Annotated in this window: 22 protein-coding genes and 1 tRNA gene; 13 read left to right on the top strand and 10 right to left on the bottom strand. The window is 69.5% G+C overall.

Annotation, left to right across the window (positions count from 1 at the left end; translation table 11 throughout):
* Positions 1–3 precede the first annotated feature (3 nt).
* The gene (locus KXC43_RS37155; protein WP_221380912.1) at positions 4–489 is read right to left on the bottom strand and encodes a MarR family winged helix-turn-helix transcriptional regulator; all 486 of its coding nucleotides are present in this window, start codon (positions 487–489) and stop codon (positions 4–6) included.
* Between the two features lie 103 nt (positions 490–592).
* Here KXC43_RS37155 and KXC43_RS37150 point away from each other — a divergent pair, with 103 nt between their 5' ends.
* Positions 593–1,171: a YceI family protein gene (locus KXC43_RS37150; RefSeq protein WP_221380911.1), complete on the top strand. Its 579-nt coding sequence runs from the start codon at positions 593–595 to the stop codon at positions 1,169–1,171.
* A 160-nt stretch (positions 1,172–1,331) separates the two neighbouring features.
* Positions 1,332–2,798: a glutamate-cysteine ligase family protein gene (locus KXC43_RS37145; RefSeq protein WP_221380950.1), complete on the top strand. Its 1,467-nt coding sequence runs from the start codon at positions 1,332–1,334 to the stop codon at positions 2,796–2,798.
* Positions 2,799–2,803: 5 nt separating this feature from the next.
* Here the strand turns inward: KXC43_RS37145 and KXC43_RS37140 are convergent, their stop codons facing one another.
* Positions 2,804–4,135 carry a Hansenula MRAKII killer toxin-resistant protein 1 gene (locus KXC43_RS37140; RefSeq protein WP_221380910.1) on the bottom strand — a complete coding sequence of 444 codons (1,332 nt, stop codon included), beginning with the start codon at positions 4,133–4,135 and terminating at the stop codon, positions 2,804–2,806.
* A gap of 166 nt (positions 4,136–4,301) precedes the next feature.
* Between KXC43_RS37140 and KXC43_RS37135 the strand changes: the two genes are divergently transcribed.
* Entirely contained in the window at positions 4,302–5,399 is a 1,098-nt protein-coding gene (locus tag KXC43_RS37135; RefSeq protein ID WP_221380909.1) for a PASTA domain-containing protein, read from the top strand.
* Between the two features lie 4 nt (positions 5,400–5,403).
* Here KXC43_RS37135 and KXC43_RS37130 read toward each other — a convergent pair whose 3' ends face one another.
* Positions 5,404–5,703 carry a hypothetical protein gene (locus KXC43_RS37130; RefSeq protein WP_221380908.1) on the bottom strand — a complete coding sequence of 100 codons (300 nt, stop codon included), beginning with the start codon at positions 5,701–5,703 and terminating at the stop codon, positions 5,404–5,406.
* Between the two features lie 389 nt (positions 5,704–6,092).
* On the opposite strand from KXC43_RS37130, the gene KXC43_RS37125 reads away from it, so the two are divergent.
* The 3 genes from KXC43_RS37125 to KXC43_RS37115 all read left to right on the top strand — a co-directional run bounded on the left by KXC43_RS37125 (position 6,093) and on the right by KXC43_RS37115 (position 7,770).
* On the top strand, positions 6,093–6,974 hold the full coding sequence (locus tag KXC43_RS37125) for a helix-turn-helix domain-containing protein (protein WP_221380949.1): 882 nt from the start codon (positions 6,093–6,095) through the stop codon (positions 6,972–6,974).
* A complete protein-coding gene (locus KXC43_RS37120) occupies positions 6,944–7,162 on the top strand; it encodes a DUF397 domain-containing protein (RefSeq protein WP_438870937.1) in 219 nt (72 codons plus the stop codon). The genes KXC43_RS37125 and KXC43_RS37120 overlap by 31 nt, the downstream gene beginning before the upstream one ends.
* 155 nt (positions 7,163–7,317) lie before the next feature.
* Positions 7,318–7,770, top strand: coding sequence for a hypothetical protein (locus KXC43_RS37115; protein ID WP_221380906.1), 453 nt, complete (start codon positions 7,318–7,320; stop codon positions 7,768–7,770).
* A 2-nt stretch (positions 7,771–7,772) separates the two neighbouring features.
* Here KXC43_RS37115 and KXC43_RS37110 read toward each other — a convergent pair whose 3' ends face one another.
* From KXC43_RS37110 to KXC43_RS37100, 3 genes are all read right to left on the bottom strand, one after another.
* Entirely contained in the window at positions 7,773–8,387 is a 615-nt protein-coding gene (locus tag KXC43_RS37110) for a hypothetical protein (protein ID WP_221380905.1), read from the bottom strand.
* A gap of 91 nt (positions 8,388–8,478) precedes the next feature.
* Positions 8,479–9,294 carry a WecB/TagA/CpsF family glycosyltransferase gene (locus tag KXC43_RS37105; RefSeq protein ID WP_308129425.1) on the bottom strand — a complete coding sequence of 272 codons (816 nt, stop codon included), beginning with the start codon at positions 9,292–9,294 and terminating at the stop codon, positions 8,479–8,481.
* Positions 9,295–9,765: 471 nt separating this feature from the next.
* Positions 9,766–9,848: transfer RNA gene (locus KXC43_RS37100), tRNA-Leu, on the bottom strand.
* A 197-nt stretch (positions 9,849–10,045) separates the two neighbouring features.
* On the opposite strand from KXC43_RS37100, the gene KXC43_RS37095 reads away from it, so the two are divergent.
* The 7 genes from KXC43_RS37095 to pknB all read left to right on the top strand — a co-directional run bounded on the left by KXC43_RS37095 (position 10,046) and on the right by pknB (position 19,011).
* Positions 10,046–10,849, top strand: a complete 804-nt coding sequence (locus tag KXC43_RS37095) for an FHA domain-containing protein (RefSeq protein WP_221380903.1) — start codon at positions 10,046–10,048, stop codon at positions 10,847–10,849.
* Positions 10,850–10,854: 5 nt separating this feature from the next.
* Entirely contained in the window at positions 10,855–11,337 is a 483-nt protein-coding gene (locus KXC43_RS37090) for an FHA domain-containing protein FhaB/FipA (protein WP_221380902.1), read from the top strand.
* A complete protein-coding gene (locus KXC43_RS37085; protein WP_221380901.1) occupies positions 11,334–12,788 on the top strand; it encodes a PP2C family protein-serine/threonine phosphatase in 1,455 nt (484 codons plus the stop codon). The genes KXC43_RS37090 and KXC43_RS37085 overlap by 4 nt, the downstream gene beginning before the upstream one ends.
* Before the next feature lie 79 nt (positions 12,789–12,867).
* A complete protein-coding gene (locus KXC43_RS37080) occupies positions 12,868–14,325 on the top strand; it encodes an FtsW/RodA/SpoVE family cell cycle protein (RefSeq protein WP_221380948.1) in 1,458 nt (485 codons plus the stop codon).
* Positions 14,322–15,818 (top strand): penicillin-binding transpeptidase domain-containing protein, encoded by a 1,497-nt coding sequence (locus KXC43_RS37075; RefSeq protein ID WP_221380900.1) that lies wholly within the window; start codon positions 14,322–14,324, stop codon positions 15,816–15,818. Before KXC43_RS37080 ends, KXC43_RS37075 begins: the two co-directional genes overlap by 4 nt.
* A 2-nt stretch (positions 15,819–15,820) precedes the next feature.
* A complete protein-coding gene (locus KXC43_RS37070) occupies positions 15,821–17,161 on the top strand; it encodes a serine/threonine-protein kinase (protein WP_221380899.1) in 1,341 nt (446 codons plus the stop codon).
* Positions 17,158–19,011, top strand: coding sequence for a Stk1 family PASTA domain-containing Ser/Thr kinase (gene pknB, locus KXC43_RS37065; protein ID WP_221380898.1), 1,854 nt, complete (start codon positions 17,158–17,160; stop codon positions 19,009–19,011). The genes KXC43_RS37070 and pknB overlap by 4 nt, the downstream gene beginning before the upstream one ends.
* Positions 19,012–19,059: 48 nt before the next feature.
* On the opposite strand, the gene KXC43_RS37060 is transcribed toward pknB, so the two are convergent.
* From KXC43_RS37060 to KXC43_RS37045, 4 genes are read right to left on the bottom strand one after another with little or no spacing between them, the layout of a single operon-like run.
* On the bottom strand, positions 19,060–19,710 hold the full coding sequence (locus KXC43_RS37060; protein WP_221380947.1) for an aminodeoxychorismate/anthranilate synthase component II: 651 nt from the start codon (positions 19,708–19,710) through the stop codon (positions 19,060–19,062).
* 1 nt (position 19,711) lies between these two features.
* Complete coding sequence (locus tag KXC43_RS37055) at positions 19,712–20,008, bottom strand: hypothetical protein (RefSeq protein WP_221380897.1); 297 nt, start codon at positions 20,006–20,008, stop codon at positions 19,712–19,714.
* A 3-nt stretch (positions 20,009–20,011) separates the two neighbouring features.
* Entirely contained in the window at positions 20,012–21,991 is a 1,980-nt protein-coding gene (locus KXC43_RS37050) for a class E sortase (protein ID WP_221380896.1), read from the bottom strand.
* Positions 21,991–22,803: a DUF881 domain-containing protein gene (locus KXC43_RS37045; protein ID WP_221380895.1), complete on the bottom strand. Its 813-nt coding sequence runs from the start codon at positions 22,801–22,803 to the stop codon at positions 21,991–21,993. The genes KXC43_RS37050 and KXC43_RS37045 overlap by 1 nt, the downstream gene beginning before the upstream one ends.
* Positions 22,804–22,959: the final 156 nt, after the last annotated feature.

The following is a 22,959-nucleotide window of genomic DNA, read 5'->3' as shown; positions in this document are numbered from 1 at the left end:
TGCTCAGGCGGCCGGGCGTTCCTCGGTGGTGCCGGCCGTCGCGCACGGGTTGACCGCGTCACGGATGGTGCGCAACGACTCAAGCATGCCGTCGAGCTGGCCCGGGGTGAGCTGGCCGATGAACCACTGCTGGAGCAGTTCGAGGTGGCCGGGAAGGACCTCGTCGAGGCGGCTCACGCCGGCCTCGGTGATCACGGCGAACGAGCTGCGCCGGTCGCTCGGGCAGGCCTCGCGGCGTACCAGCCCGTCACGGTCCATGCGGTCGACGACGCGGGTCACTCCGCTGGTGGACAAGGAGGTCTGACCGGCGAGGTCCGTCATCCGTAGGCGCCGGCCCGGCGAGCGGGCCAGACGCATCAACACCTCGAACTCGACGGGCGAGAGGCGGTGCTCCTCGAACTGGGCGGCGAAGCGATTGGTCAGCCCCGTGAACGCCTCGGCGAACAGGCCGAACGCGGTGAAGCGGGGGTCATCCAGATCCGTACTCACGTACCCATCCTACACCGGACCTTGACACGCGGAATATTGCTTGGCATATTATTGCTCCGTCACACAAACACCGACCACCGCTCTTCGAGAGAAGGAACCAGTCATGACCGAGTCCGTCGCCACCACCCGTGCGTACGAGGGTCTGCAGATCCCGGCCGCCGGCACGTACGACCTGGACGCCGCGCACAAGCGGGTCGGCTTTGTGGCGCGACACCTCATGGTCAGCAAGGTTCGCGGTCAGTTCGCGGACGCGTCTGCTGTCATCACGATCGGCGAGGACCCGCTGACGTCCTCGGTCGAGGCGACGATCAACACCGCCAGCATCGAGACCGGCCAGGTCGACCGGGACAACCACCTGCGCAGCGGTGACTTCTTCGAGTCCGAGAAGTACCCGGTCATGACCTACCGCAGCACCGGCATCAAGAGCCACGCGGGCGGCGAGTTCGTGCTCAACGGCGAGCTCACCATCAAGGACGTGACCAAGCCGGTCGAGCTGCTCGTCGAGTTCGAGGGCGCCGGCACCAGCCCGTACGGCCAGGCCGTCTTCGGTTTCAGCGCGACCGCCGAGATCGACCGCGAGGCGTGGGGCCTGACCTGGAACATGGCCCTCGAGAGCGGCGGCGTCATGGTGAGCAAGAAGATCAAGATTGAGATCGAGGGCGAGGCCATCCGCCGCGCCTGATCCACCGTCCACTGTCGAACCGCCGTCCGGGCCTCCGGGCGGCGGTTCGTCGTTGTGTGGCGCGCCCCAATCCGGAATGGCAAGGTAGACGCAAAGCAAGCAATCGGTCACAGAGTGATGATCGATGTCCGTTCCGACCCTGGCCGCCCCGGGAGGGCAAGTGGGCAAGGATCTCGCGACTCTCGGCTTCGCCCCCGAGGCTCGCGTCACCTACCGCCAGAAGGTACGCCGATGCCTCGACGCCTTCGCCCAGATGCTCCACCGGGGCCTGTTCGACGACTCCGACGGCATGACCGGGCTCGAGATCGAGCTCAACCTGATCGACGAGCACGCCCGGCCCGCCATGCGCAACGCCGAGGTGCTGGCCGAACTGGACGACCCGTGCTTCCAGACCGAACTCGGCCGGTTCAACCTCGAACTCAACGCGCCGCCGCGGTCGATCGCCGGTCGTGGCCTCGGCGACTACGAGCACGATCTGCTCGACAGCCTGCGCCGGGCCACCGCCAGGACGGACTGCGGCATTGTGATGATCGGCATGCTTCCGACGCTGTCGCCCGACGACCTGGTGCTCGAGAACCTCAGCGCCAACGAGCGGTACCGCCTGCTCAACGACGAGATGGCCGGCGCCCGCGGCGAACAGTTCGACCTCGACATCCGGGGCGTCGAGCGGCTCCGCAGCGCCAGCGCCTCGATCGTCCCCGAGGCGGCCTGCACGAGTGTCCAGTTTCACCTGCAGGTGCCACCCGATCGCTTCCACAGCTACTGGAACGCGTCCCAGGCCATCGCCGGCATCCAGGTCGCGATCGGCGCCAACTCGCCCTATCTGCACGGCCGGCGGCTCTGGGCCGAGACCCGGATCGCCCTGTTCCAGCAGGCCACCGACACCCGGCCGGAAGAGCTCAGGGCTCAGGGTGTACGACCGCGAGTGTGGTTCGGGGAACGCTGGATCACGTCGGTGACCGACCTCTTCGACGAGAATGTCCGCTTCTTCGCGCCCCTGCTCCCGATCCTCGAGGACGAGGATCCGATCGAGGTGCTCCGGGCCGGTGGGGTGCCCCGGCTCGGCGAGCTGCGACTGCACAACGGCACGGTCTATCGCTGGAACCGGCCCGTCTACGACGTGATGGACGGGCGGCCGCACCTGCGGGTGGAAAACCGGGTGCTGCCGTCCGGCCCGACCGTGGCCGACCTGCTGGCGAATGCCGCGTTCTATTTCGGGCTGGTGCGCCGGCTGGCCGAGGACGAGCGCCCGATCTGGTCCCGGCTGCCGTTCGCCGCGGCGCTGGACAACTTCCACGCCGGTGCGATCGGCGGGATCGAGGCGACGGCCTATTGGCCCGGCCGGGGTGAGATCCCGGTGGCTGAGCTGGTGCGATCGGTGCTGCTTCCCCTGGCGTACGAGGGTCTGGACCGCTACGGCGTGGAGCCGATGACCCGCGACCGGCTCCTGGGGATCATCGACGAGCGCTGCCGTCTGCGTTGCAACGGAGCGTCGTGGCAGACCGGGGCCGTACGCTCCGCCGAGCGCCGCGGTCTTTCCCGGAGCGCAGCCCTGCACGAGATGTTGCTGCGCTACTCGGAGTTGCACCGCACCAACGAGCCCGTGCACACCTGGCCCACCGACTGAAACGCTCAGTCCTTGGCCGTCGGCTTGGGGTTGATCTGCGCGACGGTGGGTGCCGTCGGTGGCGGAGTCACGGTGGACTTCGGCGTTTTGCGCGCTTCGGGAGCCGTCGCGGCTTTTCGTGGCTTCGGGCGAGGGCGGGCGGCCGACGCTATCTCGGCGTCGACGACGGCGCTCGCGGGCCTGCCGTTCGTCTGCGGGTCGTTCTTCTCGGTCGCGGACTTGGCGATGGGGGCGGGCTGGGCCGGTATGTCCTGGGCGGAGCGTTCCGGCCCGGGTGCGGGGGGCTTGACCCGGCCGAAGAGTCCGGTCTTCGGCTTGGCGGGTGGCGTCTCTTCGACCGTGGCCACGCCGACGGGGGCGAGGCGGGGGGTCGGTGCTTCGGCCGGGCGGGCGCTGGGCTCCGTGGGAGCGCGAGGGCCGGGTGCTGCTTGCGTCGGGTGGTCGGCGGTGGCTTGTGCGCGGCGGGATCGGCGATCGGCGAGCGCGCGGGCGGTGGCTACGGCCAAGGCCGAGCCGGCCAGACCTGCCAGGGCCGCGTACGGAGCGATCAGGTATGCCGACTCGATCGCGCCCAGGGCTCCGGTCAGGCGGGGCGCCAGGGCCAGGAAGGCGATGGCCACCAGTAGGGGGCCGGCGGCGCCGGAGGTGGTGGCGCCGACGCCCAGGTCGCCGCGCCGGGCGGCGGGGGTGGCGGCCAGCGCGCCGACCAGGAAGGCGGCGCCCAGCGTGAGCAGGGCACTCGGCCAGTAGATGGTGCCGTAGCGGCCGCTGCTGGCCACCTCGGCGAACTGCCAGCTGGTCAGATAGGTGGCCGATTGCCGATTGGTGCTCAGCTCGACCACGATGCCGGCGACGGCCAGCGCCCACAGCCAGACGCCGGTGGCCATCAGGTTGGCGGCGACGGGTCTCGACGACACCGCCCAGAACGCCACCACCAGGCCCAGCGCCAGGCCGACCGCGGCGTAGCCACCGGCGATGACCTGCGGCGAGAAGGTGTCCAGCCGTACGGCGGAACGGGCTGGAAGCGCGATCAGGGCGACAGTCACGAGGGCACCGACCGCGGCGCAGGCGGCAAGGGCGAAGCGCCAGGCCGCGCTCGTGCGGGGGCCCGGACCGCCCCGGTAGCGGCTGCCGAGCACTGCCCCGAACACCGTGGCGCTCGCCGTGATCCAGGTGGCCCAGCCGAGACTGCCCAGCCAGGCGCTGTCGTCGGGGGTCGGGGTCACCGGCCACACCACCACGCCCAGGCCGTAGCCCAGGCCCAGTTGCGCGGCGCCCGTCCCCGCGGCGGCGCCCGCCGCCGTGGCTATCCGTGCCGTCCAGCCCTTGTCGGCCATGGGCCGCACTGTAGCGGTACCCACCGATGCCTGCGAATCGGTGCGGCGCTGACCCTGTATGCGTTTCAACCGTAGCCACCTGGTGTGTTTGTCCTGCGGAGGCCAGACATGTCTCGCAAGATTCGATACGTTGACCCCTGCTGGTGAACGAGCCCAAGGAGAGGCGATGCCCGACGAGAGCGACGAGACGCGACGTTTCTCGCCCGGCGACGCCGACGACCCGCCTCCCGAGCCGAAAGCCGCCCCGGCGGGCGGCGAACCAGCCGATTCCGACGCCACCTCAGCGCCCGGCGGGCCGGCTGATCCCGATCCCCAGCCGGATGGCGCCCCGGCTGACCGCGACGCCACCCAGATGGGTGGCACCCCGGCTGACCTGGACTCCACCCAGGTGGGTGGCACCCCGGCTGACCTGGACTCCACCCAGGTGGGTGGCACCCCGGCCGAGGCGATGACCGTCGGCCGGGCCGCCGTGCCTCCGCCCGATGACGAGGACACACTGCCCGGCAAGGGCAGCCGCGACGACGACACGCTGGACGACGCGCGCCAGGTGCCGACGGTCCAGGACGAGCCGACCGTGGTCACCAACCGCCCCGGTTCGACCGCGATCCTGCCGCCGGTGAACGACGACTGGGCCCCGAGCCGGGCCAACCCCGCGTGGTCGGGCCGGGCCGAGGTGCGCGCCCCGCAGCCGGGCCGCGGATACCCCGAGGTCGACTGGGCCGCAGCCGCGCCGCCACCGCAGCGCGACCGCTGGTGGATGCCGATCGTCGTCGGCATCATCGCCCTGGTGCTGCTGGCCGTGCTGGGCTGGGCGGTCTATCTGCTCGTGAACACCTCGAGCGACGAGCAGACGCCCGCACCGCCCGTCACGAGCAGTGCGGCGGCCACGCCCACCGACACGGTCACGCCCACCGAGACCGCCACAACCGAGCCTTCGTCGCCCAGTCCGACGCCGACCACAACCACACCCTCGCCGGAGCCGTCCACCACCGATCCGACCAGCGCCGAGGTCATCATTCCGGCGCTGCGCGGGCTGGCGTTGAGCGAGGCTCAGGCGGCGCTGCGCTCGACCGGCCTGAACTACCGGCTGATCTACCGGCAGGCGCCGGACGTGCCGGCGGGCACGGTGATCGACAGTGACCCGGTGGAGGGGCAGGAGGTGCCACCGGACACGACGGTCACCCTGGTGATCGCGGCCGAGGCCACGAACACGCCCACGACACCGACCGGTCCCACGGAGGAGCCGGACCAGGGTCAGAACTGACCGGTCAGCGGTTGGAACGGACCGCGCGGGGCTGGACCGTGCCGCTGACCAGGCCGGGCTGGCGGCCGTTGCGCGCCCGGGGGTCGGGCGCCTTGCCGACGGCCCGCAAGCCGCTGACCTGAACGAAGATCGATCGCCGCTCCACCGCGTCCCCCGCTGCGTTCAGCTCGTATCCGTCCAGCCAGATCCAGCCGTCGTAGGTCGGCCAGTCGTGGACCCGGATGACACGGAACAGCATCGGCGCTGCGAATTGGACGCTCGCCGCCTTCGTCACGTGGAGAACATCACCGGACCGAGGAAGCACGTCATCTCCTGCCCTGAAACTTCGTCGCGGGACGAACCTTGACACGAAAGCACCAAGTGTGCCCGGCAAAAACCGCAGTGCAAGCCTCTGGTGATGCCAATCATCAAAAGCGTTGCACAACGTCACCGTCACCGATCCGGTGGCCGCCCGAAAGTGGATCAGTCCACGTCGGACGAACATTAAGATCGGTACCCCGTTAACGATGGCGCATCTGAGGGTTGAGCGGGGCCCAGCCGCATCGCCCGGATGGGCGTAGTGACGTGGGCCATACCGAAAAGATTGCACCACGAGTGGGGTCGATGCAAGTTGCATGTCAGCCCTTCGTGATTACCGATCGGTAGGCAACGGTCAACTTGAATCGCTAAATGATCGACAGGAGACTGGTGGCTGTGAATCAACATCGCAGTCCCACCATTCGCCGCCGCCGGCTGGGTGTCGAGTTGCGCCGGCACCGCGAGGCCGCTCGGGTCACGATCGACATGGTGGCGGAGCGACTCGGTTGTTCCACGTCCAAAGTGTCCCGAATTGAGACGGGGCATACCAGTGCTACTCCCGGTGATGTCTCGGCCATGATGGACATTTACGGCGTTTCCGACGAGGCGAAGCTGGAGCTTGTCCAAATTGCCCGAGAAGCACGGCAAAAGGGATGGTGGCACCCCTTTTCGACCGTTCTTACCGGCGCCTATGTCGGCCTCGAGGCCGCCGCGAGGCTGGTCCGCACGTACGAGTCGCAGGTCATTCCGGGTCTGTTGCAGAGCGAAGAGTATGCAATTGCGATGATTCGGGCCGCCCGGTCGGGGGACAGCGACCAGGAAATCGAGCAGCGGGTGCGCGTCCGGATGGAACGGCAGTCGTTATTGATTCAGGACGATCCGATCGATCTTTGGGTGGTGCTCGATGAGGCGGTGGTGAGCCGGCCGGTCGGCGGCGACGAGGTCATGCGTGATCAGTTAGCCAGATTGATCACGACGGCCCGGTTGCCGAACGTGACGTTGCAGATCTTGCCGTTCGCGGCGGGTGCGCACGCCGGGATGGACGGCACGTTCGCCATTCTCGAGTTCGAGGAGGAAGGCGACGCCGACGTGGTGTTCACCGAGAACGCGACCGGTGGCCTGTTTCTCGAGAAGGCCGAGGAGCTCAGCAAGTACATCTCCATCTTCGAAACCATCCGGACGACGGCCCTCCCACCGGAGGAGTCCATCGGGATGATTCAAATGCTGGCAGAGGAGCCATTGTGGAAATCGAAGCGAAGGGTCTCCGGGTCGATCTGAGCCGGGCACAGTGGTTCAAGAGCACTCGCAGTGGGCCGAACTCCGACAACTGCGTCGAGGTCGCATTCGTCGACGAGGCGATCGCGGTCCGCGACTCCAAGGACCCGCTCGGAGCGGCGCTGATCTTCACCGCCGCCGAGTGGGACGCGTTCGTGGGCGGAGCCAAGGACGGCGAGTTCGACCTCTGAACCGCCAGGTCCGCCGAGCTGCGGCCGGCCCCTCCCGTCCGGTGCGGGGGAGCCGGCCGTAGTCATTTCCGCGCTCGCCTCGTTGAACGCCAAAAGCGCGGTCCGGACCGCGCACACCGGCGGGGTCAATTCCCCGAACGAGGCAGGGCAGACAGATGACGATTGGTTCGGAAAACCTCAGCAGCAGCTCGTCGACGGCGCAGGACAGGTTCAGCGGCGGAGTCAGCGCGTACCGGCAGAACCGGCGGGACGCGGCACTCTCCGGAGACACCTCGGACGGCGAGCTGATGTCGCGGGGCAGCTCCTCGGGCCTGCCGACCCGGTCGCCGGGGCGGTCGCACAGCATCGAGCCGACCAGCCCGCTCGACCGTGCGGCCCAGCTGCCGTCGCTCGACCTGCACGGGCTCAGCGAGCCGGTCTTCCCGTCCAGCGGCTGGCCCGATTCCGGCTCGTCGGAGTCGATGGCCGATCACCCGCTGCTGCGTGGCCTGCTCCTGGAGCTGCCCGCCCGCGGCACACTGCCCACATCGGACTGGCTGGACCGGTGGTTCGAGGCGGCGCGGTCGATCCTCGAGCTGCTGTACGTGCAGGAAGCCAAGAAGAGCTGAGCTCAGCGGGACGAGTCGACCGGCGCCCGTAGCCGGTTGCGGCCGATCGGAGCCAGCACCTGAAGGCTGAGCCGGCTGTGCCGCAGCCCGGCCCGGATGCCGATCGCCAGCACGGCCACCCCGACCACGGTGATCGCGATGCCGGCCAGGTCGGCGCCCGGCACCTCGACCAGCCCACCCGCGATCGGCAGGCTGATCAACGTAGCCAAGCCCGTGACCTGCAGCGGCACCAGAATCAGCGGATGTGCGGCGGCCGCGCGCAGGGCAGGCGGCACCGGCGTCTGCGGCGCGGTGTCGAAGGCGCTCGCACCGCGGCGTACCTGAGCCACCCGGCGCAGGGTGGCAGTCAGGGCGACAAGAGCGGGAACGGCCGGCAGCAGAGCCGCCGCCGGCGCCGTCGAGTCGCCCGGCAGCAGGCCGGTGACCAGCGGGATCGCGACGAACACGGCCGCACCCCCGGCGACCAGCGCGGTGAGCAGGCCGGCCCGGTGCCGCATCTGGAGCGCCGAACGGGCCGACGGCAGCGCGTCGGCCAGCAGCCCGGCCGTGAGCCAGACGGCGACGAGGGCGCCGGCGAGGATGAGGTCCGCGACGATGTTCACATCGACAGCGTTCACCGATGGGCTCCGACGCGAAACCGGGTTATCACCCCACCGGTCCCGTAGGGGAAGTGTCGTCGATTACCCCGAGACCCCTCGCCGGCGGGGATCACACGGAGAAGCTGGTGACCGGCTCGGTGGTCGGCGGGGGCGGGGTGGCCTTCCACAGGCCGCTGCGCTGAGCGGCCAGCCGGACCAGGTAGGCCGGGTTGAGCAGCACATACCGCTTCCACAGCCGCTTCGGCTCGAGGCCCAGGCGCCACAGCCATTCGAGGGCGTACTTCTGCATCCATGCGGGCGGGTTCCTGAGCAGTCCCGCGTGGTAATCGAAGGCGGCGCCGACCGCCAGCAGCGGCATGTCAAGAAGCGGACGCATGACGTACGTGAAGATTTCTTGCCGCGGGCACCCGAGCCCCACCAGAACGATGCGCGCGCCCGACGCCTTGATGCGCTCGGCGATCTCGCCGGCCTCGCCCGGGTGCGACATCCGGAACTTCGACGCCTCGACGCCGGCGATCTTGAGCGCCGGGAACATGCCTTCCAGCGCCGGCACCAGCCGGTCGAGCGTGGGCTGCGTGGATCCGTACAGATAGACAGGAAGACCCTCGGCTGCGGCCTGCTCGACAACCTTGAGCGTCAGTGTCGGCCCGTAGACCCGGTCGGCGAGCCCGGCCTTGTGCACCGTGTTGAGCGCCCACCGCACCGGCTGCCCGTCCGGCGTGACCAGATCGAAGGAGTTCAGCCGGCGGTTGTGCTCCTTGTCCTGCACACCCGTCATGACTCCGTGCACCGCCAGCGCCGTGACCGCGTACCCACGCCGCTCCCGCGCGGCTTCCATGATCCGCGCCGTGGCGTCCGCGTAGTCAGTGATGTCAACGAGCACACCAAGCACACTGCGCTTGCCCGTCCCGGTAGCGGCAGTCACGGTCGGCACCCCTGACGTAAGTGTTTCTCCAGCCATTTTCCGCCGCCGAGCATAGCGACCAGAACCCCCATCACCCGTCCGGGCTCATCCCCTCCGGCCCGATCCCGTGACCCAGGGCCCGTGCGCCCATCCGCGACACGTCAGCTCCCGATTCCGCGACCCACCGCCCGTGCGCCATCCGTGACCCCGGCAGCACCCGATCCCGTGATCCGAGGGTCCCTCTACGCCCGCAGGTCTCAAGGTTGGAACCAGACCGTGACCAACCACGCAGAGCAACATTCCATGACCGGTAAGCGACTTTTATCCGATAAACCCGGTCCCCGGCGAAGCCGGCACCCATGCAGCCAGAGTGAGATATCCCGCTAAGCCCACACCCGCACCGCGGGGTTTCAGGGGGCTCGGCCCCTTGAGCAGAAATGACGAGGCGCAGAGGTCCGCGCTTCTCAGCGGACACTCTGCGCCTGCGACTCGTGGGGATGGGGGGAGTTGAACCCCCACGTCCTTTCGGACACACGGACCTGAACCGTGCGCGTCTGCCATTCCGCCACATCCCCGTGGCTTATAAGACAGGCCGAAGACCTGACTTTTTGTTACTGGCTGCGACAGACTACGCTGTCGCACGTCACCAAGCGAGTTGATATCGCCCGCGACGCCAGGGAAGACTAGCACGGCGTCTACGGGTGTCATACGAGGGTCAGAAGTGCCGGTCGACCTTGCGCAACAGGTGCGCAAGCGGCGGCCGGATACCATCATGTCCTCGGAAGCCGAGGAGGAGCCGGTGAGCGTGCTGCAGCGCTTTGAAAAGCGATTGGAAGGCCTGGTTGAGGGGGCCTTCGCGAAGGTGTTCAAGGGTGTCGTGCACCCGGTGGAGATTCTGAATGCCATGCAGCGGGAGGCCGAGGCGCACAAGGCCATCCTTGCCGGTGGCCGCACGCTGGTGCCGAATCGCTACGTGATCGACCTTTCGCCCTACGACCACAGCCGGTTGGCGCCCTACGCCGCCGCGCTGGCCCAGGAACTCGCACAGTCACAGGCCGAGTTCATCGGCGAGCAGGCCTGGACCGTCTACGGCGACGTGATCGTCGAGATCGAGCGTGGTGACGGGCTCGACACGGGCATGTTCCGGGTCACCGCCGAGGTCTACACCGGTGGCGAGGTCGCCCCGGTGCAGCAGCCGGCGTACGACGCGGGCCCGCAGTACCCGCCCTACGAGCAACAGCAGCAGCACGGCGGCTACCCGCCGCACGGCGGCGGCGGTGCTCCGAACGGGCGCGGCGGCGTGGGTCTCATCTCCGGTGACGGGCGCACCTACCCGCTGCAGATGGGCTCGACCGTGATCGGCCGTGGCGACCAGGCCAACCTGCGCCTGCCCGACGTCGGCATCTCGCGCCGGCACGCCCGGCTCGACTACGACGGCAACCAGGTCGTGCTGACCGACCTGGGGTCGACCAACGGCACGATGGTGAACGGCCAGCGCGTCTCGGCCGTGGCGCTCAACCCGGGCGACATGATCCAGCTGGGCACGACCACGCTGACATTCCGAGTGGACGGCTAGGCACCTTGCCCGAATTCGTCCTCACCGTCGCCCGGTTCGGCTTTCTCATCCTGCTGTGGATCTTCGTGTTCACGGTCGTCGGGGTGATCCGCCGGGATCTCTTCGCTGGGGTCCGGTCCAAGAGCATCGTCGCCAGCCCTCGGGGGGTGGGTGGCGCGGTTCCCGAGGGCCGGCCGGCGAAGGCGAAACGCGGTAAGGCCGCCAGGCAGCTCGTGGTTACCGCCGGCAACCTGGCCGGCACCCGCATCACGCTGGGCGAGGCTCCGATCACCATCGGGCGTGCCGAGGATTCGACCCTCGTCATCACCGATGACTTCGCCTCGGCGCGGCACGCACGGCTCGTTCCGCGCGACGGTCAGTGGTTCGTCGAGGATGTCGGCTCGACGAACGGCACCTATCTCGACCGCGGTAAGGTCTCCGGACCTACTCCCGTCCCCCTTGGCGTGCCGATCCGGATCGGGCGCACTTCCCTCGAGTTACGGCCATGACCCTGACCCTGCGCTATGCCGCTCAGAGCGACCGCGGTCTGATCCGAGACCTCAACCAGGACTCCGTGTATGCCGGGCCTCGGCTCCTTGCCGTCGCCGACGGCATGGGCGGTATGGCTGCTGGTGACGTCGCGTCCAACATCGTCATCGCCGCGATGGCGCCGCTCGACGAGGACGTCCCCGGGGACGCCATGGTCGACGCGCTGCGTCACGCGGTGGGCACGGCCAACCAGCACCTTCGTGACACCGTCGACGCGAATCCGCAGCTCGAGGGCATGGGCACCACGCTGACCGCGGTGCTCTTCTCGGGCAGCAAGTTCGGCATGGTGCACATCGGTGACAGCCGGGCCTACCTACTCCGCAACAACGAGTTCGCCCAGATCACCAAGGACGACACGTACGTCCAGATGCTGGTCGACGAGGGCCGGGTCAGCCCGGAGGAGGCAAGCAGCCACCCACAGCGGTCGCTGCTCACCCGCGCGCTCGACGGCCGCGACATCGATCCGGAGTACTCCGTCCGTCAGGTGCTCAAGGGTGACCGCTACCTGATCTGCAGCGACGGCCTCTCCGGCGTGGTCAGCTCCGACACCATCGGGCAGACGATGCGTGAGATCGCCGATCCGCAGGCCTGTGTCGAGCGGCTGGTGCAGCTCGCGCTGCGCGGCGGCGGCCCCGACAACATCACGGTCGTCATCGCCGATGCGACCGACCACGACATCGTCGAGCAGGCGCCGATCGTGGGTGGCGCCGCCTCGCTCGACCGGGGCAACAACACGGTTGCCGACAGCTCGACCTCGGCCGCCCGGGCCGCCGCGCTCCAGGCGCCGCGTCCGGCGCAGCCGCAGCCCGAGAACGACAACTACGCCGAGCCGGAACCGAAGGGCCATCCGGTGCGGGCCGCGCTGCTCGTGCTGGTGCTGCTCGGGGTGCTCGGCGGGGGCCTGTGGCTGGGTTACCAGTACACGCAGAAGCAGTATTACGTCGGCGCGACCGAGGCCGGTCAACTCGCGATCTTCCGCGGGGTGCCGGGCGAGATCGCCGGCCTCGACCTGTCCAACGTCAACGAGACCAGTCCGTCCCGCCTCGACGACCTCACCGTGGTCGCGCAGGAGCGGGTCAAGGAGGGCATCCACGCCGACGACCGGCCGGACGCCCAGCGCATGATCGCCGAACTGACCGACGACGTGCCGACCAACCCGAATCTGAAGCCGCTTTGCATCGTGCCCACCACCGCGCCGGCTCCCACGTCGGTGCCGCCGGTCGCACCCTCGGCCGGGGCGAGCAACCGTGCCGGCAGCACTGCGCTGCCCGGCAGCACCACGACACGGCCCGCCGCGAACGGCAGCACCGTCGCGGCGCCGCCCTCTTCCGTACCCACCAGTACGCCGTCCGCTCAGGCGTCAGAGTCCGCGCCCGCTGCCGATCCGGCCGGGTGCCGGACCGTCAACTGAGCTTCGGCTCGACCATGTCTGGGGATTCTTCTTGACCGCGCCCGCCGTGCCCGCCTCCTCGCCCGCCTCCACGGGCGAGATGGCGCGTATCCCGGGAATGAAGACCCAGCGCAATGCCGAGCTGGGTCTGCTCGCGTTCGCCATGGTGCTGGTGGCGGCATACGGCGCCACCGTCGAGGCGAGCCGGATCGGTGAGATCACTCCGACGTTCTGGGTGCCGGCCGCGCTGCTGAGCATCCTGTTCCTCGGTCTGCACGTGGTGGTGCGCTTCACTGCCCCGTACGCGGACCCGGTGATCATCCCGGCCGTCGCGCTGATCAACGGGCTGGGCGTGGGCTTCCTGCGCCGGCTGGACATCGGTGACGCGCTCAGCGAGAAGCTGCCCGTGCCCGGCATCTTCGCCGGTATCGGGGGCCGCCAGCTGGCGTGGACGCTGATCTCGCTGATCCTGGCGGCGATCCTGCTGCTGGTCGTCCGGGATCACAAGATCGTCTCTCGGTACGCGTACACGCTGGGCCTGACCGGCATCGTGCTCGTCATGATCCCGGCGGTGCTGCCGGGCAGCATCTCCGAGGTCAACGGGGCCAAGCTGTGGATCCGGATCGGGTCGTTCTCGATCCAGCCCGGCGAGTTCGCCAAGATCGCGCTGGTCTCGTTCTTCGCGTACTACCTGGTCCGTAAGCGCGAGGTGCTGTCGCTGGCCAGTCGCCGGGTTCTCGGCATCGACCTGCCGCGCGGCCGCGACCTCGGCCCGGTCGTCACGGTCTGGCTGCTCAGCCTCCTGGTGCTGGTCTTCGAGAAAGATCTCGGCACCGCGCTGCTGTACTTCGGCCTGTTCATCGTGACGCTCTATGTCGCCACTGAACGGGCCAGCTGGTTGATCATCGGTCTGCTGCTGTTCTTCGGCGGCGTCTACGTGGCCTACCTGCTGGGCGCCTCGGTCGGCGGTCCGTTCGCCAACTTCTACGACCGGGCCGAGGTCTGGCTCAACCCGTTCGACAACGCGAACTACGAGCGGCTCGGCGGCAGTTATCAGCTGGTGCAGGGCCTGCTCTCGCTCGGCACGGGTGGCTTGTTCGGCACGGGGCCCGGCGCCGGTTCGCCGCGGTTCGTGCCCGAGGTGCAGAACGACTTCATCTTCGCCGGCATGGGTGAGGAGATCGGCCTCTTCGGCCTCTCCGCCCTCCTGGTGCTCTACCTGCTGATCGTCGAGCGGGGTCTCCGCTCGGCGCTGGCCGTGCGCGACTCGTTCGGCAAGCTGGTGGCCGGCGGCCTGTCGTTCACCCTGGGTTTGCAGATCTTCGTCATCCTGGGTGGCATCACCGGCCTGATTCCGCTGACCGGCCAGACGACGCCGTTCCTGTCGTCCGGCGGATCGTCGCTGATGGCCAACTGGCTGCTGATCGCCATGCTGCTGCGGATCTCGAACGCGGCGCGCGGCCCGGCGGCCAGCGGTGGCGGCAGCGACCGGTCCGGCGGACCGAAGAAGGCACCAACCCAACTGCACGGCGCCATGACGGAGGTGATCAAGCCGTGAACGCACCCCTTCGACGGGCCGGCGTGGTCATCCTCGTCCTGTTCGCCCTGCTCTTCGCGAATCTCAACTGGGTTCAGGCTTACAAGGCGGACGACTACCGCACCAACGACTACAACCGCCGGGTGGTGGTCGCGCAGTACGAGCGGCCCCGCGGCATCATCGAGGCCGGTGGCACCGGGGTGGCGACCAACAAGGTCACCGACGACGCGCTGAAGTACCTGCGTGTCTACCCCCGCAAAGAGGTTTACGCGCCGGTCCTCGGTTACCGGCCCGTCGGCCTGGCCGCGACCGGCATCGAGAACGCCGAGAACGACTTCCTCTCCGGTGAGAGCGACAAGCTCTTCGCCGACCGGGTCAAGGACATGTTCACCGGGAACAACACCGGTGGCGGCAACGTGCTGCTGACGATCAACACCAAGGCGCAGGAGAAGGCCTGGAAGGAGCTCGTCGACAACGAGCGCGGGGTCGACAAGGGCGCTGCGATCGCGATCGACCCGCGTACGGGCGCCGTGCAGGCCATGGTCTCGATGCCCAGCTTCGACCCGAACACGCTGGTCACGCACGACGAGAAGGCGGCGTCAGCGGCGTACAGCAAGCTCAACAAAGACCCCGACCAGCCCCTGCTGAACCGGGCGACGGCCGAGACCAAGCCGCCGGGTTCGGTCTTCAAGGTGATCGTCTCGGCGGCCGCCCTCCAAAACGGTTATACAACCGAGACCGAGATCGAAGCAGGGCGCGAATACCGCGAGAGCGGCGCAGTCATCAACAACTCCGAAGACGAAGTTTGCCCTGGTAGCCAGATCGATCTGAAGGACGCGCTGACCACCAGCTGCAACACCGGCTACGCCCGGCTCGGCGTGAAGCTCGGCCGCGACAAGGTGTTCGGCGCGGCCAAGGCGTTCGGCTTCGAAGACGACCAGCTGACCGTCGGCAACCTCGAGGGTGGGGGCCTGCCGGTCGCGATGAGTGACACCGGCAAGGCCGCCAACCCGGACGGTGGTGTCGACAAGGGCGCGCTGGCCCAGTCGTCGCTCGGCCAGCGCGACGTCCGGATGACGCCGCTGCAGGGCGCGCTGATCGCCGCCACGGTGGCCAACGGCGGCAAGCAGATGCGCCCCTACCTGGTGCAGAAGCTCACCAGCCCGGATCTCCGGACGATCTACACGGCCGACCCGAAGACGCTGCGGACGCCGATCAACGGCCAGGTCGCCGGCGACCTCAAGGACATGATGGTCAGCGTCGTCGAGAACGGCACCGGCAAGCGGGCGCGGATCGACGGCATGGAGGTCGGCGGCAAGACCGGCACCGCGCAGAACGCCGAGGGGGCCGACCCGCACGGCTGGTTCATCGGCTTCGCCTACAACGACAAGGGCGATCCGGTTTCCGCGGTGTGCGTCATGCTGGAGAACGTGCCCGGTGGCCACGCGAGCGCCGAGGCTGCCCGCATCGCCGGGCTCATCATGAAGGCCGCGGCGGGTCAGGGAGGGGACTGAGCATGATCAGCCCTGGGGTGACCCTCGGCGGCCGGTACCGCCTCGACGAGCGGATTGCCGGCGGTGGGATGGGCGATGTCTGGCGCGGCACCGACGAGGTGCTGGGCCGGACGGTCGCTGTCAAGATCCTGCTGCCCGCGCTGCTCGACGAGCCCGGCTTCGCCGAGCGGTTCCGGGGCGAGGCCCGCACCATGGCCACGATCAACCACCCCGGGGTCGTCGACGTCTACGACTACGGCAGCGACCAGCAACTCGCGTTCCTGGTCATGGAGTACGTCGAGGGCGACGCCCTGTCCCGCACGCTGAGCCGGGTCGGCCGGCTGACCCCGGCCCGCACGATGGCGCTGATCGCCCAGGCCGCCGACGCGCTGCAGGCCGCGCACGCGAACGGCATCGTGCACCGCGACGTGAAGCCCGGCAACCTGCTCGTCCGCCCCAACGGCACGCTGGTGCTGACCGACTTCGGCATCGCCCGCTCGGCCCTGGTGGGTCAGCTCACCGTGGCCGGCTCGGTGCTCGGCACGGCGTCCTACATCTCGCCCGAACAGGCCTCGGGCGCGGTCGCGACGCCCGCCTCCGACGTGTACGCCCTCGGCGTGGTCGCCTACCAGTGCCTGTCCGGCCACCGGCCGTTCGACGGCGCCACCCCGATGGAAATCGCCATGAAGCACGTGCGTGAGACGCCGCGCCCGCTGCCCGGCGACATCCCGCCCCAGGTGCGCGTGATCGTGGACCGCGCTCTGGCCAAAGACCCGAATGCGCGCTGGCCCTCAGCCTCGGCCCTGGCTGCCATCGCCCGGCAGGCCGCCGCGTCGCTGGCCAACACGGCATCGCAGCCGGCCGGTCAGACCGTCCGAGCGTCCGGCCCGGCCAGTCAACCGACCGGTTACCCGTCGAGCGGCGCGCCCACGCCCGGCTCGCCGGCCGCTGGTCGTCCCCCGTACCCTCCGGTTCCGCGTCCCGTCTCGGGCGCGCGCGGCGCCGCTTCCGTGCCTTCCGGACCGCCCGCCGCGCAACCCGTTCACAAACCGGTTCAACCGCAGGCCTACCGTCAGCCGTATCAATCACCGGCGACGCCGGCCGCCAAGCCGCAGAGTTCGGGCGGGCGGCAGGTCCTGATCGTGCTGGCTGTTGTGCTGGCGCTGCTGGTCCTGCTGTGTGCCGGGGTGATCTCGTTCCTCTACAAGCAGGGCCAGAACGCGAGCGGCACGCCGGCCGGCGTGACCGTCGTCCACACGGGCGTGACCGGTGGGGATCCATCGGTGGCGTCGAACCGTCCAACCACGCAGGCGGGCGCGAACCCCGGCTGGACAAGAGCTAACGAAGGACGACAGACGCTATGACGGCGCAGGCCCGCCTGCTCGGTGGCAGGTATCAGGTCGGCGAGCTCCTGGGCTACGGCGGCATGGCCGAGGTGCACCGCGGACGCGACCTCCGCCTCGGCCGTGACGTAGCGATCAAGATGTTGCGGACCGACCTGGCCCGTGATGCCACGTTCCAGGAGCGCTTCCGCCGGGAGGCACAGAACTCGGCCGCCCTCAACCACCCCGCTATCGTTGCTGTCTACGACACCGGCGAGGAGATCTCGTCGACCGGCGAGAAGCAGCCGTTCATCGTGATGGAGTTCGTGAACGGGCAGACCCTCAAAGAGGTGCTGGCCCAGGAACAGCGGCTCCCGACCCGCCAGGCCCTCGAATACATCGCCGACATCTGCGCCGCCCTGGAGTTCAGCCACCGGCACGGGATCATCCACCGGGACATCAAGCCCGGCAACGTGATGATCACGCAGAACGGCCAGGTCAAGGTCATGGACTTCGGCATCGCCCGGGCCCTGGCCAGCGGCGCCACCACCATGACGCAGACCAGCGCGGTCATCGGCACGGCGCAGTACCTCTCGCCCGAGCAGGCCCGCGGCGAGTCGGTCGACGCCCGCTCCGATGTGTACGCCGCCGGGTGCGTGCTCTTCGAGCTGCTGGTCGGCAACCCGCCGTTCGTCGGCGACAGCCCGGTCAGCGTCGCCTACCAGCACGTACGGGAAGAGCCCAAGGCGCCCAGCGACATCGTTCCCGGTGTTCCGGCCGACGTCGACGCCATCGTGCTCAAGGCGCTCGCCAAGAACCCGGTCAACCGCTACCAAAGCGCGCAGGAGATGCGGGCCGACGCACTGCGGGCGGTTGCCGGCCGGCCTGTGCTGGCCGAGCCGGTGATGTCACAGGCCGAGACGATGGCGATGCAGGGCGCGACGCAGCGGCAGTGGCAGCCGCAGTCCGCGACGACCATGCAGCGACCTGTCGGTGGCCCGCCGCGGCAGCCGGAACGGCGGTCGTCCTCGTGGGTGTGGGCGGCCCTGGCCGCGCTCGGCGTTCTGGTCGTGGTGGTGCTCGGCGTCGCGCTCATGCAGGAACGCGGCAACAAGAACAACAACAACGCCAGCGGCGACACCCCCAGCTCCGCCCCGGTGACCCACGAAATGCCCGATCTTGTGGGCATGACGAACGCCGAAGCGGTGAAGGCTCTGCAGGCGGCGGGCATAACCAACTCCTCGTCGGACGCACCCGAGTTCCGATCGGACTGCAAGGGCACTGTCGTCAAGCAGGAGCCGGGCAAGGGCGCCACCGTCGGCGCGAACGACCCGGTCAGCTACCAGCTCTGCCAGAAGCCCGACAAGGTCGAGGTGCCCAACCTGGTCGGCTCGACCCGGGAGAGCGCCCAGACCCAGCTGCGTGGCCTCGGCTTCAAGGTCGACCCGCAGGAGGTTGACAGCCTCAAGCAGGCCGGCATCGTCGTCGAGGTCGAGAAGGAAGGCCGCGAGGTCGACCCGGGCACCGAGATCACCATCAAGGTGTCCAACGGCCGCCTGGTCAAGGTGCCGGACGTGGTCGGCAAGAGCCTGGCCAACGCGCAAGGCGTCCTCGAGAACGCCGGGCAGTTCAACGTGAACACGGTCGACGTGCAGGACCCGAACGGCGAACCGGGCACCGTGATCGAGCAGACGCCCAAGGCGAACACAACGGCCGAAAAGGGCGACCGGGTGACCCTGTCGGTCGTCGCCGAGCCCGACGACCCCGGCACCGATCCCACCGATCCCACCCAGACGGAGACGCCCGGGAACGGCGACGGCGGTGGCACGGGCGCGAACGGTTTGATCGGCAACTCGATCAACGCGGTCCGGCGGGACGACACCGGCATCTGAGCGGAAACGAGAAACGGCCCGCCGTGAAGGCGGGCCGTTTTTTGTGATCTAGGTGGTGGCGAAGGCAGCCCGGCGACGGGTCTCGACCTCGGCGGCCAGCGGGGGCGCCTTCTCGAGCGCTTCGGGCAGGCCGCACGAGGCGAGCCAGTTGGCCAGCATGGTGTGGCCGCCCTCGGTGAGCACCGACTCGGGGTGGAACTGCACGCCCTCGATCGGCAGCTCGCGGTGGCGCATCGCCATCACCACGCCCGATTCCGTCCGCCCGGTCACCTCGATCTCGGCCGGCAGGGTCTCGGGCAGGACCGCCAGCGAGTGGTAGCGGGTGGCGGTGAACGGCTCGGGCAGCCCGGCCAGCACACCTGCACCGTCGTGATGCACCTCGGAGGTCTTGCCGTGCAGCAACTCGGGAGCGCGGGTCACGGTGGCCCCGAACGCCGCGCCGATCGCCTGATGACCGAGGCAGACGCCGAACATCGGCACCTTCCCGGCGTACGCCCGGATGACGTCCATCATGATGCCGGCGCGCTCCGGCGTGCCCGGGCCGGGCGAGAGCAGGATGCCCGCGGCGCCGAACGTGCCGACGTCGGACACGTCGATCTCGTCGTTGCGCCGCACCTCGCACTCGGCGCCGAGCTGGCCCAGATACTGCACCAGGTTGAAGACGAACGAGTCGTAGTTGTCGATGACCAGGATGCGCATGTCACTCACCGGGAATGCCTTCTGAGGGGTGGGGCTGGTTCGACTCGGTGCTGTACGGGATGTCCTCGGGCGCCTCGTGGTCGGGGTCGCCGGGAACGGTCACATCCGAGTCGTTGCCGGCCGGGCCCTGCTGCTCGGTGCCCGTGCCGACCTGCACGTCGTCGAACGGCAGCAGCGGGGTGGCCCAGGGGAAGACCACGTACCAGAGCAGGGCGGTCGTGGCCGCCAGCAAACCCAGCGAGCCGGTGAGCTTGCCCCAGAAGCCGAACGGGAGCTTGCGCCAGATCCAGGCGTACATGGGTCAGGCCCCCTTCACTTCGGCCGGCATGCCGGCGTTGGGCAGCTTCTGGTCACGCTTGGTGGTCGAGACCAGCTCGGCGTGCACGATGAGCCGCTCGTAGTTGTTGTACTTCGGGTTACAGGTGGTCAGCGTGAGCAGCGACTTCGTCGGCTTGGCCTTGGGCCTGCCGGGCACGGGGGCGACCACCTCGACCGCGCTGGGCTTGACGACCTGGCTCGTGTAGACGCGGTAGACGTACCAGTTGGAACGGGTCTCCACGCCGATCACGTCGCCCGACTTGAGCTCGTCGAGCCGCCAGAAGATCTTCTTGATCCGGTGGCCGGCCACCGAGAAGTTGCCGACCTGACCCGGCTTGGCCGAGTCGGGGTAGTGACCGGGCGCGTAGCGGATGTCGTCGGGCTGCACGCCGTCGACAACCACCCACTCCTTGTCGAGCTTGGGGATGTAGAGACGGCCGACCAGGTTGCTGCCGGGCGCCACGGGCGCCTTGGTGGCCGCCGACGGGGTCGGGCCGACCGTCGGGTCGTTCCACACCTCGTCGAGTTCGGTGCTGAGCGCGTTCTGCTCGTCCTGCACCTTGGCCGAGTTGCCGAACACCTCGTAGCCGGCGAAGAGCAGGACGATCAGACCGAAGGTGATCATCAGCTCGCCGGAGACGCGGATCGCGCCGCGGATGCGGGAGCCGACGGTGGGCCGGGTCATCTCGGAGTAGACGCTCTTGTAGCCCTCGCCGGTCTGCTCGGGTCGCAGTTTGACGACCTTCTCGCCGCGTTTCGGCTGTTCCGGCACGGGCTCCTCCGCTGCGGGAGGCCTCGGTGAGCCCGGGGCCGCGGGGGAGACCGAGGCGGCGCCGAGGGCGGCGTCGGGCTCGGCTTTCGCCTTCGCGGACTGGGCGGCGAGGCCGGGGACCGCGGAGAGGAGCGCGGTGGGGGCCTGGATGGGGGGCGGGTGCTCGTCGGAGCGCTTCATCGCCGGCAACAGGCCGGTGGGGGCGTCGGACGTACGGATGACAGCCGTCTCCCGCGGATCCTGCGGCGTTCCCGCGAGGCGTGGGTCTTGGGGCGTTCCCGCGAGGCGCGGGTCTGCGGGGCCATCGGCGGCGGGTTGACCGGAACTGATCGGGACGCCGGGGTTGATCGGGACACTGGGGCGGCCCTGGTCGGCACCGTATCCGTGCGGCCCCGTGGGGTAGCCGCCCGAATTGTGTCCAGCGGTGGCGGGCGGCACGGCGGGCCGGAAGCCCTGGGACGGGCCGGGCGGGACCGCGGCGCCGAAGCCCGGAGGGGAACCGGGCGGCACCGGGCCGCCGAAGCCCTGAGAAGGGCTGGGGGAGACCGGGGCGCCGAAACCCGACCCACCCTGGGGCGGGTCGCCGAACGACCGGCTCGGGGCCTGTGGGCTGCCTGAGGGCGTCTGTGGGCCGGCCGCGGGCGCCTGCGCAGCCGAGAAGGCGGTGTTGTAGCGCTGCGGCGGGGCCGCGGGCGGCTGGGCGGTCGGTTCCTCGGCCGCGGCGAAGAAGTCGAACTCGTTGCGCTCGGGCTGGCGGGGCTCGGAGTGCGCGGCCCGCGGGACCGCGCCACCCGCGGCTGCGCCCCGGACGATCCGCTGCTGCACCTCTTCGTCGGTGCGCAGCACGGCCGTCTCGGCCGCCGAGGGGGCGGACGGCGGCAACGTGGGTGGCGCGCTCCGCTCACGCGGGGCCGGCTGTGCGCCGAAGCCGACTGGAGGGACGAGCGGGGGCGTGGGTGGCTCGGGCCGGGCCGGCTGTGCGCCGGGGCTGATGGGGGGCGTGGGGGGCGCGCTCTGCTCGGCCCGGGACGGCTGTCCGCCGAGGCCGATCGGAGGGGCGAGCGGTCCGCCGGGCACGCCGTCGGGCGACGCGTCGGTGATCCGCGGGATGTAGGCGGTCTGGGCCTCGGCGTCGGGGGCGCGGTGCCGTCCCGACCCGGGCCCGGCCGGCGGCTGGTCCGGAGCGGCCATCAGCCGGTGACCCGCGCGGACCGGAGGTCGCTCGACCCGTCGTACGCCCGCACTGTCACGTTCCTCTCGACGGTTTCCTGATAACCCAGGCCGAAGTCAGCGACCGCATCCTTGAATTGGCGGACTCCGTCCGCGGACTCCAACGCGCGATGCATCTCTGTGGGTTCGCCGATCGCCGTGATCCGGAACGGTGGCGAGAAGACCTGGCCGTGTAGGAGCAGCGTGTTGCCGACACAGCGTACAGCGCTGGTGGAGATCACGCGGACATCCATGATCGACATTGCCTCGGCCCCACCAGCCCAGAGAGCATTCACCACTGCCTGAACATCACCCTGGTGGACGACAAGATCGTCATTGTCGGGAGCGTTGGCGGCCACGAAATCGTTGCTTCGGCGCGAGGAGTCGTCGAGTGTCACGGTGAGGCCGGGGCCCTGGAGCGCGGTGAAGCCGGCGGGCGCCCGCAGCTTGTCGGCGCCCTCGCGGGCTTGCTTGACCGGACCGTCGACCTCGGCCAGGCGGGCCGTGTCCTGATCGACGGCTGAGCGGAGTTCGGCCGCGGTCTGCTCGCGGTTGTCGAGGCGTACGCGCTTGTCGGCGATCAGCTGGGCGAGCTGGGGGCGGCGGTCGTCGCGCAGTGTCGTGCCGTCCGCGGTGGTGGCCGAGGTCGTGAACAGCAGGCCCGCAGCCAGGAAGATCAGGGGTGTGACGACCGTCCAGCCCCGCATGGTGCGAGCCGGCCGGCCGGGCCGCAATCCCGTCCACGCGCGGCGCAGAACGAGCCGCCACGAGGGCGTGCCGGTGGTGTATTCCACGTCCTCGACTCCCCCCGAAAATCGCACCGGACATTTTTACTAGCCCGGCGGGTGCCGGTGTTCCCACCGACTTGACTACGCTAGCTGTCGAACATTAATCGCCACGGGCAGCATTCGGGGTCGCCGAAGCCGCTCAGCGGTGGGGTTGTTCACCAC

Source organism: Paractinoplanes polyasparticus (assembly GCF_019710575.1).
Classification (GTDB): domain Bacteria; phylum Actinomycetota; class Actinomycetes; order Mycobacteriales; family Micromonosporaceae; genus Actinoplanes; species Actinoplanes polyasparticus.
This window is presented reverse-complemented; position numbering and strand designations above follow the sequence as displayed.

Bases quoted from the DNA above. Each gene is read 5' to 3' on its own strand.
- KXC43_RS37150 (WP_221380911.1), top strand. From the start codon at position 593: ATGACCGAGTCCGTCGCCACCACCCGTGCGTACGAGGGTCTGCAGATC.
- KXC43_RS37140 (WP_221380910.1), bottom strand. From the start codon at position 4,135: ATGGCCGACAAGGGCTGGACGGCACGGATAGCCACGGCGGCGGGCGCC.
- KXC43_RS37135 (WP_221380909.1), top strand. From the start codon at position 4,302: ATGCCCGACGAGAGCGACGAGACGCGACGTTTCTCGCCCGGCGACGCC.
- KXC43_RS37115 (WP_221380906.1), top strand. From the start codon at position 7,318: ATGACGATTGGTTCGGAAAACCTCAGCAGCAGCTCGTCGACGGCGCAG.
- KXC43_RS37095 (WP_221380903.1), top strand. From the start codon at position 10,046: ATGTCCTCGGAAGCCGAGGAGGAGCCGGTGAGCGTGCTGCAGCGCTTT.
- KXC43_RS37085 (WP_221380901.1), top strand. From the start codon at position 11,334: ATGACCCTGACCCTGCGCTATGCCGCTCAGAGCGACCGCGGTCTGATC.
- KXC43_RS37080 (WP_221380948.1), top strand. From the start codon at position 12,868: ATGGCGCGTATCCCGGGAATGAAGACCCAGCGCAATGCCGAGCTGGGT.
- KXC43_RS37070 (WP_221380899.1), top strand. From the start codon at position 15,821: ATGATCAGCCCTGGGGTGACCCTCGGCGGCCGGTACCGCCTCGACGAG.
- pknB (WP_221380898.1), top strand. From the start codon at position 17,158: ATGACGGCGCAGGCCCGCCTGCTCGGTGGCAGGTATCAGGTCGGCGAG.
- KXC43_RS37060 (WP_221380947.1), bottom strand. From the start codon at position 19,710: ATGCGCATCCTGGTCATCGACAACTACGACTCGTTCGTCTTCAACCTG.
- KXC43_RS37055 (WP_221380897.1), bottom strand. From the start codon at position 20,008: ATGTACGCCTGGATCTGGCGCAAGCTCCCGTTCGGCTTCTGGGGCAAG.
- KXC43_RS37050 (WP_221380896.1), bottom strand. From the start codon at position 21,991: ATGGCCGCTCCGGACCAGCCGCCGGCCGGGCCCGGGTCGGGACGGCAC.